General features: G+C 70.1%; 12 protein-coding genes and 1 rRNA gene. 9 read left to right on the forward strand and 4 right to left on the reverse strand.

Annotation, left to right across the window (positions count from 1 at the left end):
• Window positions 1-91, reverse strand: a 16S ribosomal RNA gene (locus BLV96_RS42210); the annotation flags it as partial.
• Window positions 92-533: 442 nt separating this feature from the next.
• Between BLV96_RS42210 and BLV96_RS42215 the strand changes: the two genes are divergently transcribed.
• Entirely contained in the window at window positions 534-1,322 is a 789-nt protein-coding gene (locus BLV96_RS42215; protein WP_086681007.1) for an alpha/beta fold hydrolase, read from the forward strand.
• A complete protein-coding gene (locus BLV96_RS42220) occupies window positions 1,319-2,077 on the forward strand; it encodes an SDR family oxidoreductase (protein WP_086681005.1) in 759 nt (252 codons plus the stop codon). The genes BLV96_RS42215 and BLV96_RS42220 overlap by 4 nt, the downstream gene beginning before the upstream one ends.
• Here the strand turns inward: BLV96_RS42220 and BLV96_RS42225 are convergent.
• Window positions 2,062-3,609, reverse strand: coding sequence for an IS1634 family transposase (locus BLV96_RS42225; RefSeq protein WP_086681003.1), 1,548 nt, complete (start codon window positions 3,607-3,609; stop codon window positions 2,062-2,064). The two genes, BLV96_RS42220 and BLV96_RS42225, sit on opposite strands and share 16 nt — an antisense overlap.
• A 153-nt stretch (window positions 3,610-3,762) precedes the next feature.
• Between BLV96_RS42225 and BLV96_RS42230 the strand changes: the two genes are divergently transcribed.
• The 5 genes from BLV96_RS42230 (at window position 3,763) to BLV96_RS42250 (ending at window position 10,469) form a co-directional block, all read left to right on the forward strand.
• A complete protein-coding gene (locus BLV96_RS42230; RefSeq protein ID WP_167379917.1) occupies window positions 3,763-6,360 on the forward strand; it encodes a bifunctional FO biosynthesis protein CofGH in 2,598 nt (865 codons plus the stop codon).
• A gap of 45 nt (window positions 6,361-6,405) precedes the next feature.
• Window positions 6,406-6,936 (forward strand): DUF4232 domain-containing protein, encoded by a 531-nt coding sequence (locus BLV96_RS42235; RefSeq protein ID WP_086680999.1) that lies wholly within the window; start codon window positions 6,406-6,408, stop codon window positions 6,934-6,936.
• 87 nt (window positions 6,937-7,023) lie between these two features.
• Window positions 7,024-7,881 carry a HalD/BesD family halogenase gene (locus BLV96_RS42240; protein ID WP_086680997.1) on the forward strand — a complete coding sequence of 286 codons (858 nt, stop codon included), beginning with the start codon at window positions 7,024-7,026 and terminating at the stop codon, window positions 7,879-7,881.
• 27 nt (window positions 7,882-7,908) lie between these two features.
• Window positions 7,909-8,733, forward strand: a complete 825-nt coding sequence (locus BLV96_RS42245) for a class I SAM-dependent methyltransferase (RefSeq protein WP_086680995.1) — start codon at window positions 7,909-7,911, stop codon at window positions 8,731-8,733.
• Window positions 8,730-10,469 (forward strand): choline/carnitine O-acyltransferase, encoded by a 1,740-nt coding sequence (locus tag BLV96_RS42250; RefSeq protein WP_167379918.1) that lies wholly within the window; start codon window positions 8,730-8,732, stop codon window positions 10,467-10,469. The genes BLV96_RS42245 and BLV96_RS42250 overlap by 4 nt, the downstream gene beginning before the upstream one ends.
• Here BLV96_RS42250 and BLV96_RS42255 read toward each other — a convergent pair.
• Both BLV96_RS42255 and BLV96_RS42260 read right to left on the reverse strand, forming a co-directional pair.
• Window positions 10,455-11,369: an alpha/beta hydrolase fold domain-containing protein gene (locus tag BLV96_RS42255; protein WP_086680994.1), complete on the reverse strand. Its 915-nt coding sequence runs from the start codon at window positions 11,367-11,369 to the stop codon at window positions 10,455-10,457. The genes BLV96_RS42250 and BLV96_RS42255 overlap by 15 nt on opposite strands.
• The gene (locus BLV96_RS42260) at window positions 11,366-12,148 is read right to left on the reverse strand and encodes a class I SAM-dependent methyltransferase (protein WP_086680993.1); all 783 of its coding nucleotides are present in this window, start codon (window positions 12,146-12,148) and stop codon (window positions 11,366-11,368) included. Before BLV96_RS42260 ends, BLV96_RS42255 begins: the two co-directional genes overlap by 4 nt.
• 198 nt (window positions 12,149-12,346) lie before the next feature.
• On the opposite strand from BLV96_RS42260, the gene BLV96_RS42265 reads away from it, so the two are divergent.
• Both BLV96_RS42265 and BLV96_RS42270 read left to right on the forward strand, forming a co-directional pair.
• Window positions 12,347-14,608, forward strand: coding sequence for a discoidin domain-containing protein (locus BLV96_RS42265; protein WP_086680992.1), 2,262 nt, complete (start codon window positions 12,347-12,349; stop codon window positions 14,606-14,608).
• 6 nt (window positions 14,609-14,614) lie between these two features.
• A complete protein-coding gene (locus tag BLV96_RS42270) occupies window positions 14,615-16,795 on the forward strand; it encodes a discoidin domain-containing protein (RefSeq protein ID WP_086680990.1) in 2,181 nt (726 codons plus the stop codon).
• Window positions 16,796-16,860 lie beyond the last annotated feature (65 nt).

A 16,860-nucleotide genomic window follows, 5' to 3' on the forward strand; every position in this document is an offset into this window, starting at 1 on the left:
ATCCCCACCCGAAAGTGGTTCAGCGTTCGACTTGCATGTGTTAAGCACGCCGCCAGCGTTCGTCCTGAGCCAGGATCAAACTCTCCAACAATGAATAGTTTAATCGAGGCAATGTTAATGCTCTCAAAGGAACCTCATACGAGGTTATATATAAGCTCTACTGGCTTAGTTCACTAGCACACTGTTGAGTTCTCAAGCAACACACCTCGAGTCGCACCGCCGTCAAGCGGCCTTACTCGAAGCGAGTTATTTCTAGCAGTTTTTGGTGGGCCACCCACTCAATCGCTTCTGCGAGAGCTTGGTTCGTGTCCCTGTCGCTCGGTTTCCCTGGCGACTTGGAGAACTTTACATGCCCCGAAAGGGCCCGGAACAGGGGGGTCCCTTAACAAGATCAGCGCAGGTCAGACCCCATGACGAAGCCCGCCCGCGACCCAGTCTGCCCCGAACCGCCCGGGAGCGCCAGCGAAAGAACATTGCTCCGACTACATTGCACCGTATTGCTCCGCGTCAGTGCTCCGCTTAACGTCGGCCGCATGAACCTCGCCTACGACGACCTCGGCCCGTGGGACGGGCGCCCGGTCCTCCTGGTCCACGGCCACCCCTTCGACCGCTCGATGTGGCGCCCCCAGGCCGAGTACCTGGCCGAGCGCGGCTACCGGGTGGTGACCCCCGACCTCCGCGGTTATGGCGACACCAAGACCACTGACACCAAGACCGGCCTCGACGTCTTCGCGAACGACCTCGTGGAGCTGGCCGACCACCTGGGCCTGGCGAGCTTCGTCCTCGGCGGCCTCTCCATGGGCGGCCAGATAGTCATGCAGCTGACCAACGACCATCCGCACCGGGTGAAAGCCCTCCTCCTGGCCGACACCTTCCCCGGCCTCGACACCCCGGAGGCGAAGCAGGCCCGCTACGACACGGCGGACCGGATCGCCGAAGAGGGCATGGAGCGCTACGCCGACGAGCTGCTCCCCAAGATGATCTCGAAGCAGACCCGCGCGAGCAGGCCCGACGTCGAGGCCCACGTCCGCCGCATGATGCGCGACGCGCCGAAAGAAGGAGCCGCGGCGGCACTCAGGGGACGTGCCGAGCGCCCCGACTACACGCCCGCGCTGAAGCACATCGACGTCCCGACGCTGGTGGTCGTCGGCAGCGAGGACGAGTTCACCCCGGTCGCCGACGCCGAGCTCATCCACCGGGAGATCGCGGCTTCGACCCTGGTGGTGGTCGAGGGCGCGGGCCACCTGCCTAACCTGGAGCGCGAGACCGAGTTCGACGAGGCACTGAGCGCCTTCCTGACCGGAAAAAGGTTCACCCCATGACCCAGCAGACCGTGTTCGTGACCGGCGCCAGCGCCGGCTTCGGCGACGCCATCGCGCGCCGGTTCGTCGCCGAGGGCGCCCGCGTGGTCGCCGTCGCCCGCAGCGAGGACAAGCTCGAGAAGCTGGCCGGCGAGCTCGGCGACGCCGTCCTGCCCGTGACCCTCGACGTCAGCGACCCCGACGCCGTCAAATCCACCGTCGAGAACCTTCCGGACGAGTGGAAGAGCGTCGACGTCCTGGTCAACAACGCCGGCCTGGCGAAGGGCCTCGAGCCCGCCCACCGGGCCGAGCTCGACGACTGGGACCAGATGATCGCGACGAACGTCCGCGGCCTCGCGCACGTCACGCGCGCGCTGCTGCCCGGCATGGTCGAACGCGGCCGCGGTCACGTCATCAACATCGGCTCGATCGCCGGCACCTACCCCTACCCGGGGGGCAACGTCTACGGCGCGACCAAGGCGTTCGTCCACCAGTTCAGCCTCAACCTGCGCAGCGACCTGCACGGCACGGGCGTCCGGGTGACGAACGTCGAGCCGGGCATGGTCGGCGGCACGGACTTCTCGAAGGTCCGCTTCGACGGCGACGCGGCGAAAGCGGACAAGGTCTACGAGGGCACGACCCCGCTGACCGCGGACGACGTCGCCGAGTCCGTCTACTGGGCGGCGAGCCAGCCGAAGCACGTGAACATCAACGTCATCGAGCTGATGCCGGTGGTGCAGAGCTTCTCCGCGCTGCAGATCTACCGCGAGAGCTGAAAGAGGTCGGCGAGCGCCTGCTGTTCCGGGTCCAACTCGGTCAGCAGGCGCTTCGCCCGCGGCCGCCCGCCGGTGGACGGGTAGCGCAGTACCAGCTCGCCGATGCCCGCCAGCTGGTCGAGCAGCTCACGCACGGACAGGTTCATCCCCGCCCGGTCGGCCTCGCGCCGCATCAGGTGGGTGATCGTCGCCGCGAGCACCGAGACCAGGCCGTGCGCCTCGATGCGCTGCCGCGTCCACTCCCAGCGCGGCGTCGGGCCGGTCACGGCGGGGCCGGTCAGCCAGCGGAACGTCGACTCCAGGTGGGTGCGCGCGCGGTAGGCCGTGACGACGTCGCCGATCGGCCAGTCCCGGTCGGTGACCAGCACCTGCTTGCCGAAGAACTCCTCGTCGAGCCGAGCCAGCGCGGCGGCGTCGATCCGCCGTTCCAGCCGGATCTCGCCGGGCCGGTTCCCGCTCAGCACGGCGGTGAGCACGCGCTCGATGCGCCGGCCGCGCGTGACCCGGCCCAGCTCGGCGTGCACCTGGGCGCGGTCGCCGCGGTGGGTGCCCGCGGCCAGCGCCTCGGCCAGGCCGTCCAGCTCGCGGGTCGCGGTGGCCAGCTCGTCGGCGAACGCGCGGGACTGCGCCGCGTGCAGCGTCGCCGAGTGCGTCAGGACCACCCGCCGCCGGACGCCGTCGACCACGGCGTGCGTGTCCAGCGCCGTCAGCCCGGCGAACCGCTCGGGGTCGACGCGCTTGCGGGCGGACGCGGGCTGGGTGAGCAGCTCGGGGTGGTCGGTCAGCGGCAGCGACCCGACGAACCCGCTGCGTGAGCCGAGGTCGAGCTGGGCGGCCTGGCCGGAGTGGAAGACGAGCGTCGCCGGCCCCAGTCCCGCCATGAGCGAGGCGAACGTGGGTGCCGTGCCGTCGTCGCGCCGGTACAGCCGCGATTTGAGGGGGATGGCGCCGTCGCGGGTCACCCGCAGGCCGACGCCGGCGAGGACGCCCTGGCACGCCGAGGGCAGCGTGCAGTCCGCCGGGGCGAACGCGGCGAACTGGGGGACGTCGACCGCGAGCGCCGCGTGGTCGTCGAGTGCCTCGAGCACGGCCGAGGCGACGGTGTCCTCGATCCCCGCGATCCGTTCCGGCGTAAGGCGTTCCAGCGCCTTCCAGATTCCATCCACTGTGGACAACCGGGGTCGGACGAGGTCGGCGGCCGGCCCCGCCGTCCACCATTCGGGCAGCGGCGTGGCGGGTGCGGTCGCCCGGTGCAGCACCGCGACCGCGAGGGTCAGCCCCAGCGAAGGCTTCGCGCGCACGACGTCGTCGACACGGTTGACGAAGTCCAAGCGTGAGAGCGTCGACCACACCGCGGCGACGTCGCCGTACGGCCGGTACGACGTCGACGCCGGCTCGCCGCCGGGGACGGCGCGGGCGATCTCCTCGGCCGTCCCGAGGTAGCGCTGGGTGACCACCCGCGGCTTGCCGTCGACGCGGCCGGACTCCGCCAGGTAGTAGTACGTCCGTCCGCCGATCTTCTTGCCGACCACCGATGCCACCCTTTAGGTAATACACGTCGAGCGGCTGATCGACAACCACGGCACCGCGGTGACCTGCGACGACGATCACGTCCGGGTACAACCGCGGCCGGGTGCGCAACACACACTGGCTGGTCGCGTGAGGACGGTCCTAGCGTGGGCGGAATGGGACCCGAACCCGACGCCACCACTCCGACCGCCTCCGCGATGCGCCGCGCGCTCGCCCGGGCGCGTGACGGGAAGACACTGGACGTCACCGAAGCGGCCGTCCTGCTGCACGCCCGCGGCGACGACCTCACGACGCTCTCCGAGTACGCCTCCCGCATCCGCGACGCCGGCCTGGCCGAGGCCGGGCGCGCCGGGATCATCACCTACAGCCGCAAGGTGTTCATCCCCTTGACCCGGCTGTGCCGCGACCGCTGCGGCTACTGCACGTTCGTCACCGTGCCCGGCCGGCTCGAATCGCCGTTCCTGTCCCCGGACGAGGTGCTCGACATCGCCCGCAAGGGTGCCGAGATGGGCTGCAAGGAAGCCCTCTTCACCCTCGGCGACCGGCCCGAGGACCGCTGGAAGGCCGCCCGCGAGTGGCTGGACGCGCACGGCTACGACGACACGCTGTCCTACGTCCGCGCGATGGCCATCCGCGTGCTCGAGGAGACCGGCCTGCTGCCGCACCTCAACCCGGGCGTGCTGACCTGGCAGGACTTCCAGCGGCTGAAGCCGGTCGCGCCGTCGATGGGCATGATGCTGGAGACCACGGCCACGCGGCTGTGGAGCGAGAAGGGCGGCCCGCACTACGGCTCGCCTGACAAGGATCCCGCGGTCCGGCTCCGCGTGCTCGAAGACGCCGGCCGCAGCTCGGTCCCCTTCACCACCGGGGTCCTGATCGGCATCGGCGAGACGCACGAAGAGCGGGCCGACGCGCTGTTCGAGATCCGCAAGGTCGCCAAGACCTACGGCGGCATCCAGGAAGTCATCGTGCAGAACTTCCGGGCCAAGCCGGACACGAAGATGCGCGCGACGCCGGACGCCGACCTCGAAGAACTCGCCGCGAACATCGCGGTCGCGCGGCTAGTGCTCGGCCCGAAGATGCGCATCCAGGCGCCGCCGAACCTGATCGGCAGCCAGTACGACCTGATGATCCGCGCCGGCATCGACGACTGGGGCGGCGTCTCGCCGCTGACCCCGGACCACGTCAACCCGGAACGCGCCTGGCCGCAGATCGACGAGCTCGCTCGCCGCACCGAGAAGGCCGGGTTCGAGCTCAAGGAACGGCTGACCATCTACCCGGAGTACGTCAAGGCCGGCGAACCGTGGCTGGACCCCCGGATCACGCGGCACGTCGCCGCGCTCGTCGACTACGAAACCGGGATGGCCCGCGAGGACGCGATGCCGGTCGGCATCCCGTGGCAGGAGCCGGACGGCGGCTGGCAGGAGTCCGGGCGCACCGACCTGCACACCGAGATCGACACCAGCGGCCGCACCGACGACCGCCGCAGCGACTTCGACTCCGTGTACGGGGACTGGAAGGAGATCGGCGACCGGATCAAGACCGGGCCGGCCAAGTTCGACACGGACATCCTGGAAGCGTTGCGCAGCGCGGAAAAGGACCCGGCCGGGCTCTCCGACGACGCGGCACTCGCGCTCCTGCACGCCGACGGTCGCGAACTCGACGCGTTCACGCGGCTCGCTGACGACCTGCGCCGCGAGACCGTCGGCGACGACATCACGTTCGTCGTCACGCGGAACATCAACTTCACCAACGTCTGCTACACGGGTTGCCGCTTCTGCGCCTTCGCGCAGCGTCGCACCGACGCCGACGCGTACACGCTCTCGCTGGAGCAGGTCGGCGACCGCGTCGACGAGGCGTGGGCCGCGGGCGCGACCGAGATCTGCATGCAGGGCGGCATCCACCCGGACCTGCCGGGCACCGCGTACTTCGACCTCGCGGCCGAGGTCAAACGCCGGCAGCCGGAGATCCACCTGCACTCCTACAGCCCGATGGAGGTCGTGAACGGCGCTTCGCGGACCAACCTGTCCCTCCGCGACTGGCTCATCAAGGCCAAGGAGTCCGGCGTGGACTCGCTGCCGGGCACGGCCGCGGAGATCCTCGACGACGACGTCCGCTGGGTGCTGACCAAGGGCAAGCTGCCGACGTCGGAGTGGATCAAGGTCGTCACGACGGCGCACGAGGTCGGGCTGCCGACGACGTCCACGATGATGTACGGCCACGTCGACACGCCGGCGCACTGGGTCGCGCACCTCAAGCTCCTCGCGCGGCTGCAGCGCGAAGGCCTGGAGAAGCACGGGCGGCGCGGGTTCAGCGAGTTCGTGCTGCTGCCGTTCATCCACCAGAGCTCGCCGATCTACCTCGCCGGGCTCGCCCGCGCCGGGGCGACCGTGCGCGAGAACCGCGCGGTGCACGCGCTGTCGCGGCTCCTGCTGCACGGCATGATCGACAACATCCAGAGCTCCTGGGTGAAGCTGGGCGTCGAAGGCAGCCGCGCGGTGCTGCAGGGCGGCGTCAACGACATCGGCGGGACGCTGATGGAGGAGACGATCAGCCGGATGGCGGGCGCGTCCAACGGGTCGTACAAGACGATCAGCGACATGCGCGAGATGGTCGAACCACTCGGCCGGCCGCTGGTCCAGCGCACCACGGGGTACGGCCGGCCCTCGGCCGAGCGCGTCGCCGCCGCTGAGGCGTCGGACGGCGTCGCCACCGCCGTGCGCAAGCCGCTGCTGCCCTTGCTGACTCCGTGAGGTCGTAGCGGGCGCCTTCCGGGGCGCCCGCTACGCTTCCGGCGCATGGGGGTTTCTCGTTTCGCACCACTTTTGGCAGTAGCGCTTCTCGCGGGTTGCGCTGCCACACCGCCACCTCCCGCACCGACTCCGACGCCTGCCCCGAGCCCGACGTACGGGCCGCCGCCGTCGGCCGGTCTCTCGCTTTCGGTCGGCCAGGTCGAGGCCGGGCTCGGGCACCGCGCGAGCGTGCTGACGCTGACCAACCGGGACACCGCGCCGCGGAAGGTCACCGGCTACCCCGACCTGAAGATCCTCGCGGGTGACGGCTCGCCGCTCGAGGTGAAGGTCGAACACGGGACTTCGTACTTCGCGCGGGACCTCGGCCCGCAGGACCTGACCGTCCAGCCGGGCGAAAAGGTCGTGGCCGTGCTCGCGTGGTCGGCGACCGTCACGAGCGGCGACCCGCGCACGGGCGCGGCGATCGCGGTGGTGCCCGGTCCGGGCGAGCCCGCGCAGAAGCAGCCGCTCGACACCGATCTGGGCACCACGGACACCGTCACGGTCAGCTCGTGGGCCACCGAAGTCGGGGCCTGACGACCCTGTGTCACCGCTCACAAACCGACGGTTGACCAGCGGGAGTCTGTGCTAACTCTGTTCCTTCACCCGCCGGAAGGGACCTCGATGAGCACCTCCGTAGCGCCACTGGAAATGGTCGACACCGACCGCTACCCGCTCACCGATCCGAACGGTCCCGCGTGGCGCGAGACCGTCGGGCGCACCCGGGCCGGCCTTGCCGACGTCGGGTGCAGCGTGCTCGCCGACTTCATCCGGCCCGAACTGCACGACGTCCTGCGCGCGGAGTGCGCCGCGCTCGAACCGCACGCCTACACGAAGATCGAGAAGGTCAACGCCTACAACACGGCGATCGGCGAGCCGCTGCCCGAGGACCACCCGGGCCGCACGATCATGGAGCGCGGCAACGCCTTCGTCGCGCGGGACCACATCCCCGCGTCGTCGATCATCGCCCGGCTCTACACGAGCCCGCTGTTCCAGAAGTTCGTCGCCGACTGCTTCGGCCTGCCGGAGCTGCACGAGCTGGCCGACCCGCTCTCCGGGCTGACGCTCAACGTGATCGCCCCCGGCCGCGCGCACCCGTGGCACTTCGACACGAACTCCTACACCGTCAGCATGCTGACGCAGGCCGCCGAAGCGGGCGGGACCTTCGAGTACTGCCCCGGCATCCGGTCCGCGGCGGACGAGAACTTCCCGGCCGTCCGGGCCGTCATCCGGGAGGACGGCACCCATCCGGTCCAGCGCCTCGGCCTCCGTCCGGGTGATCTGCAGCTCTTCCAAGGACGCTTCGCCTTGCACCGGGTCAGTACGGTGAAGGGCGAGGTCGCGCGCCATTCCGCGATCTTCGCCTACAGCGAGCGCCCGGGGGTCATCGGCAGCGCGGAGCGGACCAGGCAGTTGTTCGGCCGGGTCCTGCCCACCCACCTGGCCGGGCGCACCGACCGGGGCGACGAGCTGCTCGACTAGATCTCGACAAGATCAGGAGCCTGGCCAGTGCCTTTCGACTCGACCGGCAAGATCTCGTTCGACCACATCTACACCGCACCCGACCCGCGGCCGTTCTTCGGCACGCTGCGCCGCGTCGGCTACGAAATCCCGCAGCTGGCGAAGCCGTACTTCGCCAAGCTGATCGGCGAGCACCCGGCCGAGCGCCCGACCGTGCTCGACGTCGGCTGCTCGTACGGCGTCAACGCGGCCTTGAGGCGCTGCGAAGCCACGATGGACGACCTCTACGCGCACTACACCGCCCCGGACGTGCGGGCGGCGAGCCACGCTCAGCTGATCGAGGCGGACCGCGCCCGCGTCACCGATCCGGGTGGCGCGAGGTTCTACGGCCTGGACGCGTCGGCGCCGGCGCTCGAGTACGCGCTTTCCACCGGGTTCCTCGACGAGGCGATCCACGCCGACTTCGAAAGCGACGACCCGGACAGCACCCAGCGCAAGCTGCTCGACGACGTCGACCTCGTGATCTCGACCGGCTGCGTCGGCTACGTCACGGAGAAGACGATCGCCCGGATCGCGCGCGGCTCGCGGCCGTGGATGGCGCACTTCGTGCTCCGGATGTTCTCCTACGAGCCGGTCGCCGACAGCCTGGCCGGACTCGGGTACGAGACCGCACAGGTCCCGGGCGTGTTCCGGCAGCGGCGGTTCGCCTCCGCCGAGGAGCAGGCGCAGATCCTCGACACCCTCGACACCGCCGGCGTCGACCCGACCGGGCTCGAATCCGACGGCCGGCTCTACGCACAGCTGTATGTTTCCCGACCTGACAGCGCAGCCGCTCTGGCCACCGCGCTGGGCAACTTCGACGAAGAAGGATGATCGTGAGCAGTCCGGACTGGTCCACCCGCACCTTCGGCAACGAGGACCGGCTCCCCCGCGTCCCCGTCCCCACGCTGGAGGCGAGCGGCCGCCGCTTCCTCGAGTGGTGCGCCCCGCTGCTGACGCCGGAGGAGCTGGCCGAAACCGAGACGGCGCTCGCGCAGTTCCTCGAAGGCCCCGGGCCCGAGCTGCAGGCCGCGCTCGAGGAGTACGACCGCTCGCCCGGCGTGCGCAGCTGGCTCGACACGTTCTGGCCGTACCGCTACCTCGGCCGCCGCGACCGGATCGCGCTCAACGCCAACTTCTTCTTCCTGTTCCAGGACTCCCCGCTCGGCCAGGTGGAGCGCGCGGCCGAGCTGACCGCGTCCGCCGTGGACTACAAGCTGAAGCTCGACGACCAGCTCGTGCCGCCGGTGCTCCTGCGCGGCACGCCGCAGTCGATGGTCCAGCACCAGTACCTGTTCTCGGCCACGCGCATCCCGGGCGCGCTGATCGACACCGCGCGCACGCGGTTCCCGTCACCCGAGCGGCACATCGTCGTGTTCTCGAAGGGAACGCCGTTCCGCCTGGACGTCCTCGCCGACGACGGCCGCCCGTACTCGCCGGCCCAGCTGGCCGACGGGCTGCGCGCGATCCTCAAGGACGACCACGTCACCGACGTCCCGGCCGGGCCCTTCACGACGAAGGCGCGCGCGGAGTGGGCGGCTTCGCGGGCCGCGCTCATCGAAGCGGGCAACGCCGACGCGTTGGAGACCATCGAGACCGCGTTGTTCTGCCTGTGCCTGGACGACTTCACGCCGTCGGACGCGCTGGAAGCCGGCGATCGGCTGCTGTACGGCGACAACCGGTGGTACGACAAGGCGGTGTCGCTGATCGTGTTCGAGGACGGCACCGCGGGCATCAACGTCGAGCACTGCGAACTCGACGGCACGACGATCCTCGGCTTCACCGACGCTCTCCTGAGCGGCTCACGCGAAGAGCGCGAAGCGGCTGAGGGCGTGCCGGGCTACGAAGTCGTCGAGTTCACGCTGACCGACGCTCTCCGCGAAGACGCTCAAGCGGCAGCGGCGGCTTTCCGCGCGTACGCGGACGCGACGGCGACGCAGACCGTGTCGTTCGACGTCGGCGCCAACCGCGCGAAGGAGCTCGGGATGTCCCCGGACGCCTTCGCGCAGATGTCGTACCAGCTCGCGCATCGCCGGGCGAAGGGCCTGACGGGCGCGACGTACGAGTCGATCGCGACGCGGCAGTTCCAGAACGGCCGCACCGAAGCGATGCGGGTCGTGACGCCGGAGGTCGTGCGCTTCGCCGACGTGATGACCTCTTCGGAAGCTTCTCTCGAGGAAAAGCGTGCCGCGTTCCGTGCCGCGGCCGCGAAGCACGTTTCGCGGGCGAAGGAGTGCCAGGCCGGGGACGCGCCGGAGCAGCACCTGTGGGAGCTGCAGCTGATCGCGAAGCGCCGTGGAGACGCCGCGGACCTGCCGCTGTACTCCTCGCCGGGCTGGCTGAAGTCGCGCGACGACTACCTGAGCACCAGCTCGGCGCCGTCGGTCAACATCCAGTACTTCGGGTTCGGTTCGACGAGCCCGCAGTGCATCGGCATCGCGTACGTGCTGCTGCCGGACCGGTGGAACATCTACCTGAGCACGCCGAAGCACGTGTCGGCCGAGATGCACCGCTTCGCCGACGAGCTGGCTGTCGCGGTGCGGGAGCTGCAGGACCTACTGGCCGAGTAGGCGCCGCAACCAGGTCAGCCGGGCGGCGCGCGCTGCCCGGCTGAGCCGCGCTTCGGGTGCCAGCGAGTCGAAGCCGTGGAAGCCACCCGGCCACACGTGCAGCTCCGCCTCGCCGCCCGCCTGCCAGAGGCGGCTCGCGTAGGCGACGACCTCGTCGCGGAACGTCTCCGCCGTGCCGACGTCCAGGAACGCCGGCGGCAGTCCCGAAAGGTCCGCCGCGCGGGCCGCGGCCGCGTACGCCGGGACCTCGTCGAGGCCGCCGAGGTACGCCGTCCAGCCGACGTTGTTGGCCGTGCGGTCCCACAACCCGCGGCCGTCGAGGTCGACGGCCGACGCGGTGTCGTTGCGGTCGTCGAGCATCGGGCAGAGCAGCAGCTGCCCGGCAAGGGACGGCCCGCCGCGGTCGCGGGCCAGCAGCGCGGTCGCCGCCGCGAGCCCGCCGCCCGCGCTGATCCCGCCGAGCACCAGCGGGCCGGCGAACCGCTCGGCCGTCCACACCAGACCGGCGTAGCAGTCCTCGACCGGCGCCGGGTACGGGTGTTCGGGGGCGAGCCGGTAGCCGGGCGAAACGATCGTCAGGTCCAGTTCGCCGGCCCAGGCCAGCAGGTTCGGCACGTCGGCGCCGAGGTGGCTGCCGACGATCGTGCCGCCGCCGTGCACGTAGTACAGGACTCCCGCGCTCGATTCCGGGGTCATGACCAGCAGCGGGACGTCCCCCGCGTGCTCCTCGGCGACCTTGTGCGCCGGGTAGGCGGCGGCCAGCTCCTCGACGGTCCGGTGCTCGGCCGCGTTCAGCTCGCGCCGGCCGGGGATGTCGTCGAGCGAAGCCAGCGGCGGCCGGAGGGCGCGCAGCATCTCGACGACGGGCGCCAGCTCCGGGTCGAACGGCGGCGGCGTCACGACGCCGGGTCCGAGACGACGAGGACCAGGGAGCCGTCGAACGTCTCCTGCTCGCGCAGCCTTCCGTAGCGGCGGTCCCACGTGCCGTCGTCGAGGTCGTGCTGCAGCTCGGCGGCGAAGCGGTGGTGCACGCGGTCGTCGACGAAGCTCCACGCCGAGCACGACAGCCGCGCGCCCGGGTCGAGCAGGCGTTCCGGCCGGGCGTAGTAGGCCTCGTTGAAGCCGTCGGTGCAGTCGATCGGGATCGGCACGCCGACGATCGACGTGTGGCCGCCGAGCCCGTCGGCGATGTCGTCGACCGACGGGTAGCGCCGCGCCTCGGTCTCGATCACCTCGGGCGCGTAGTCGAGCAGCCAGAACCGCCGCAGCAGCGCGGGATCGCAGGTCAGGATGGCGATCGGGCCGCGGGTGACCCGGCGCAGCTCCTTGAGCCCGGTCCACAGGTCGTTCCACTGGTGGACGCTGAACGTGCTCATCGCACCCTCGAACGCGCGGTCCGGGAACGGGAGCTTCTCGGCCACCGCGTCGACCGCCGGCGGCAGGTCCGCCGGGCGCTGCGCGCGCATCGACGCGGACGGCTCGACGGCGGTCACTTCGCGGTCTTCGGGTTCGTACGCGCCGGCGCCCGCGCCGACGTTCAGCACGGTCCGCGCGTCACCCAGAGCGTCGAGGATGTACTGGCCGATGCGGGGATCCGGCTTGCGGTAGTCGGTGTAGACCCCGCCGATCGCGCCGTAGTCCGCGTCCCCGGCGCTGCCGTCCGCACGTCGCTGGCTCATGACTGAAAACTATCAGCGCGGCGCGCCCGCGAGGACGTTGCTCCGCAGGGCGCAACCGAACGTCGGACATCCGGCGCAGTCGTCAATTCCTGTCGCAAACTTGCGTAAGTTAGTCCAACTATTGCGATTTCCTGTCCAGGATTCGTATGATCCGGATCACAGAGGTCCCCACCTGCTGCGGAAAGGCCAGTGCCGCCCATGTCTCCCAGCTCTGTCTTCAGCGCGCCCAGAATCCGATACGGAGCACTAGCCGCGGCGGTGATCGCCGCCGCCGGACTCACGATCGCCGCCGCTCCCGCGGGGAATTCGGCCCTCGCGGCCGGCCGCGGCGCGAGCGTCCCCTTCGTCGAACAGGAAGCGGAAACCGCTGCCACCAACGGTTCGGTCATCGGCCCGAACCGCGCGGCGGGCACGCTCGCCGGCGAAGCGTCCGGCCGCAAAGCCGTGACGCTGTCGGGCCAGGGAAAGTATGTCGAATTCACGCTCACCGCCCCGGCGAACTCGATCGACTTCCGGTTCAGTGTCCCGGATTCGGTGAACGGGACGATCTCGCTCTACGTCGGCGGCACCCACAACCGCGACATCGCGCTGACGTCGAAGTGGGCCTGGTACTACGGCTCCTACCCCTTCACGAACAACCCGGGTGACGGGCACGCGCACCACTTCTACGACGAAACCCGCGCGCTGCTCGGCACGTCCTACCCGGCCGGCACCAAGGTCAAGCTGCAGGTCGACGCCGGCGACGTCCCGGCGACGATCGACCTCGCCGACTTCGAACAGGTCGGCGCGGCGGCCACGCGACCGGCGAACTCGGTCTCCGTCACCGATTACGGCGCGACGGCCGGCGACACGAGCGACGACGCGGGCGCGTTCGACTCCGCCGTCGCGGCCGCGAAGAGCCAGGGCAAGGAGGTGTGGATCCCCTCCGGCACCTTCACCCTCGGCCACCACATCACGGTCGACCAGGTGACGATCCGGGGCGCCGGGCCCTGGTACTCCGTGCTGACCGGGCCACGCGCCGGGATCTTCGGCAAGGGCGAACCGGCGAGCTGCGGCACGTCGACGTATCCCGGCAACGCCGCCGTGCCCGGCACGAGCAGCGCGGTGAAGCTGTACGACTTCGCGATCATCGGCCAGGTCGACGCCCGCGTCGACTGCGACCAGTCCAACGCCATCGGCGGCGCGCTGGGCGGCGGCTCGGTCGTGCAGAACCTGTGGCTGCAGCACACGAAGGTCGGGCTGTGGCTCGACGGGCCGTTCGACGGGCTCACCGTGTCCGGCAACCGGATCCTCGACCAGACCGCCGACGGGCTGAACCTGCACCAGGGCATCAGCAACGTCACGGTGACGAACAACTTCCTGCGCAACACCGGCGACGACGGCCTCGCGATGTGGTCCGAGCACGACGCCGACCACCACAACACGTTCTCGTTCAACACCGTGCTGCTGCCGATCCTCGCCAACAACATCGCGATCTACGGCGGGCACGACAACACCGTGTCCGACAACGTCGTGGCCGACAACCAGGACCAGGGCGGCGGCATCCACATCGCCAACCGGTTCAGCGCGGTGCCGCTGTCCGGGACGACGACGGTCGCGCGCAACACCGCGATCCGCACCGGCGTGCTCGACTCGAACTGGCAGTTCGGCGTCGGCGCCCTGTGGTTCGACGGCCGCGACTCGGCGATCACCGGCCGCGTCGACGTCACCGACTTGGACCTGCAGGACAACAACTACGAGGCCATCCAGTTCATCGACAGCGCCACGACCGACGTGCACTTCACCAACGTCCGGATCACTGGCGCGGGCACGTTCGCGTGGCAGATCCAGGCCAAGCCGACGGGTTCGGTGAAGAACGTCGTCGCGACCGGCGTCGGGCGCGCGGGTGTCTACAACTGCATGGGTCCGGACGCGATGGCGGGCCTGGCCGACCAGGGCGGCAACTCCGGCTGGACGACGACGTTCTGCGGCTCGTGGCCGACGCCGGTGTACGGCTCCGACAACGGCGGCACCGCGACGACCACTCCCACCACACCGCCGACCACCACGACGACGCCGACCCAGCCGGCCGGGAACCTCGCGCTGCACAAGAGCGTCACGGCGTCCGGTTCGCAGGGTGGCTTCCCCGCTTCGAACGCCGTCGACGGGGACGCGAACTCCTACTGGGAGAGCGCGAACAACGCGTTCCCGCAGTCGCTGACCGTCGACTTCGGGAGCACGGTTTCCGTGTCGCGGCTGGTGTTGAAGCTGCCGCCGTCCTCGGCGTGGGGCACCCGCACCCAGACGATCGCGGTCGACGGCGTCAAGGCGGCCGCCGGCTACACGTTCAACCCGGCGTCCGGGAACACGGCGACCATCACGTTCCCGGCGACGTCGGCCCGCACCCTGCGGCTGACCTTCACCGGCAACACCGGCTGGCCCGCCGGGCAGCTGTCCGAACTCGAAGCCTATTCGTCCTGAGAGGTGATGACGATGTCCCGCATTCCCGCTCTGCTCGCCGTCGCGCTCGCCGCGTCCGGCCTGACCGTGCTGTCCGGCGGTGTCCCCGCCGCGGCCGCGACCTGCCCGACGACGGCGTCCGGCGGCGCGAGTGTGCCGTTCCGGACCGTCGAGGCCGAGTGTTCCGCCACGAACGGCTCGGCGGTCGGCCCCGACTACACGCAAGGCAGCATCGCTTCGGAGGCGTCCGGACGGCAGGCCGTGCGGATCACGACCGGCCAGTACGTCGAGTTCACGCTGCCCGCGGCGGCCAACTCGATCAACGTCCACTACAACCTGCCCGACGGCTCGTCCGGCCGGCTTTCGGTGTCCGTCAACGGGTCCACGCTCGCCCTGCCCGTGACCTCGCGTTACACCTATGTGGACACCGGCTTCATCACGGGCTCGAAGACGCACCACTTCTTCGACGACGCACGCCTGCTGCTCGGGCAGAACCTGGCGGCGGGCGCGAAGGTCCGGGTGCAGGCGAACTCCGGTGACGTCGGCCAGGCGACCATCGACCTCGCCGACTTCGAACAGGTCGGCGGCGCGGGTTCGAAGCCGTCGGCCGCGTTGTCGGTGACGGACTACGGCGCCACGGCGAACGACTCTTCCGACGACTCGCAGGCGTTCCGGAACGCGCTTTCGGCGGCGCGGTCACAGGGTCGCGAGGTCTGGGTCCCGTCCGGACGGTTCGAAATCGGGTCGGCTCTGCAGATCGACCAGACGACGGTCCGCGGCGCGGGTCAGTGGTACACGGTGTTGCACGGCAACAACATCTTCAACAACGGCAGCGCGTCCGGGAACATCAAGCTGTACGACTTCGCGGTCTTCGGGGACGTGACCGAGCGGAACGACGGCAGCCCCGACAACGCGTTCCACGGCGTCCTCGGCACCGGCTCGGTCGTGAGCGGCCTGTGGATCCAGGACACGAAGTGCGGGCTGTGGCTGATGAACGGCGCGTCGTCGAACCTGACGATCGAGAACAACCGCATCCTCGACACCCAGGCCGACGGCGTGAACTTCGACGGCGCGGTAACCAATTCGACACTGCGCAACAACTACTTGCGCAACAACGGCGACGACGGGCTCGCGCTGTGGTCCAACGGCCAGGCCGACTCGGGCAACTCGCTGGTCAACAACACGGTCGTGCAGCCGAACCTGGCCAACGGCATCGCGCTGTACGGCGGCTCGAACAACACAGTGAGCGGCAACTTGGTCCAGGACACCAACGCCCTCGGCGGCGGGTACCTGGTCGCGAACCGGTTCAACTCGGTGCCGCTGGGCGGCACGGTGACACTGTCGAACAACACGGCGCTGCGAGCCGGGGCACTCGACCCGAACTGGAAGTTCGGCGTCGGCGCGTTGTGGTTCGACGCGCGCGACCAGGCGATCACCGGCGTGACGATCCGCGTCACCGGGTTCACCGCGATCCAGAGCCCGTACGAGGCGATCCAGTTCATCGACGGCAACGGCGCGGGCAAGCAGATCCAGGGCATCACGATCGACGGCGTCTCGGTGCAGGGCGTCGGGACGTTCGTGGCGCAGTCGCAGACGCAGGGGTCGGTGTCGATCAGCAACCTGACGGCGTCCGGCGTCGGCGTCACCGGGACGTACAACTGCCCGTACCCGACCTCGATCCCCCGCATGACGTTCGGCGGGTCCGGCAACAGCGGCTGGACCGGCACGTGGAGTGACTGCTCGACGTGGCCGGCGCCGAACTCGGGGCCGCCGCAGCCCCCGACGTCCGGCAGCAACCTCGCGCGGGGCAAGGCGATCAGCGCGTCGGCGTCCGTGGGTGGTTTCCCGCCGTCGAACGCGAATGACGGGGACGCCAACTCGTACTGGGAGAGCGCGAACAACGCGTTCCCGCAGACGCTGACCGTGGACCTGGGCGCGGCGGCGTCGATCAACAAGGTGACGCTGCGCCTGCCGCCGTCGTCGGCGTGGGGCGCGCGGACCCAGACGGTGACGATCTCGGGCAGCACGGACGGCGGTTCGTACACGACGCTGGTGGGTTCGCGCGGCTACGCGTTCGACCCGGCATCCGGCAACACGGCGTCGGCGTCTTTCACGGCGACGTCGCAACGTTTCGTCCGGTTGACGTTCACCGGTAACACCGGCTGGCCCGCGGGCCAGGTGTCCGAGTTCGAGGTGGCGGCTTCGTAGCTCGGCGTTCGGACGGGCCCGTACCGGTCTCCTGGACCGGTACGGGCTTGTCATACTTTTGCGCC

This window comes from Amycolatopsis pretoriensis, from assembly GCF_900107925.1.
GTDB lineage: Bacteria > Actinomycetota > Actinomycetes > Mycobacteriales > Pseudonocardiaceae > Amycolatopsis > Amycolatopsis pretoriensis.

What these genes read in the sequence shown, in the direction of transcription:
- BLV96_RS42215 (WP_086681007.1), top strand. Translation starts at nt 534, where the DNA reads ATGAACCTCGCCTACGACGACCTCGGCCCGTGGGACGGGCGCCCGGTC.
- BLV96_RS42220 (WP_086681005.1), top strand. Translation starts at nt 1,319, where the DNA reads ATGACCCAGCAGACCGTGTTCGTGACCGGCGCCAGCGCCGGCTTCGGC.
- BLV96_RS42230 (WP_167379917.1), top strand. Translation starts at nt 3,763, where the DNA reads ATGGGACCCGAACCCGACGCCACCACTCCGACCGCCTCCGCGATGCGC.
- BLV96_RS42235 (WP_086680999.1), top strand. Translation starts at nt 6,406, where the DNA reads ATGGGGGTTTCTCGTTTCGCACCACTTTTGGCAGTAGCGCTTCTCGCG.
- BLV96_RS42240 (WP_086680997.1), top strand. Translation starts at nt 7,024, where the DNA reads ATGAGCACCTCCGTAGCGCCACTGGAAATGGTCGACACCGACCGCTAC.
- BLV96_RS42250 (WP_167379918.1), top strand. Translation starts at nt 8,730, where the DNA reads ATGATCGTGAGCAGTCCGGACTGGTCCACCCGCACCTTCGGCAACGAG.
- BLV96_RS42260 (WP_086680993.1), bottom strand. Translation starts at nt 12,148, where the DNA reads ATGAGCCAGCGACGTGCGGACGGCAGCGCCGGGGACGCGGACTACGGC.
- BLV96_RS42265 (WP_086680992.1), top strand. Translation starts at nt 12,347, where the DNA reads ATGTCTCCCAGCTCTGTCTTCAGCGCGCCCAGAATCCGATACGGAGCA.
- BLV96_RS42270 (WP_086680990.1), top strand. Translation starts at nt 14,615, where the DNA reads ATGACGATGTCCCGCATTCCCGCTCTGCTCGCCGTCGCGCTCGCCGCG.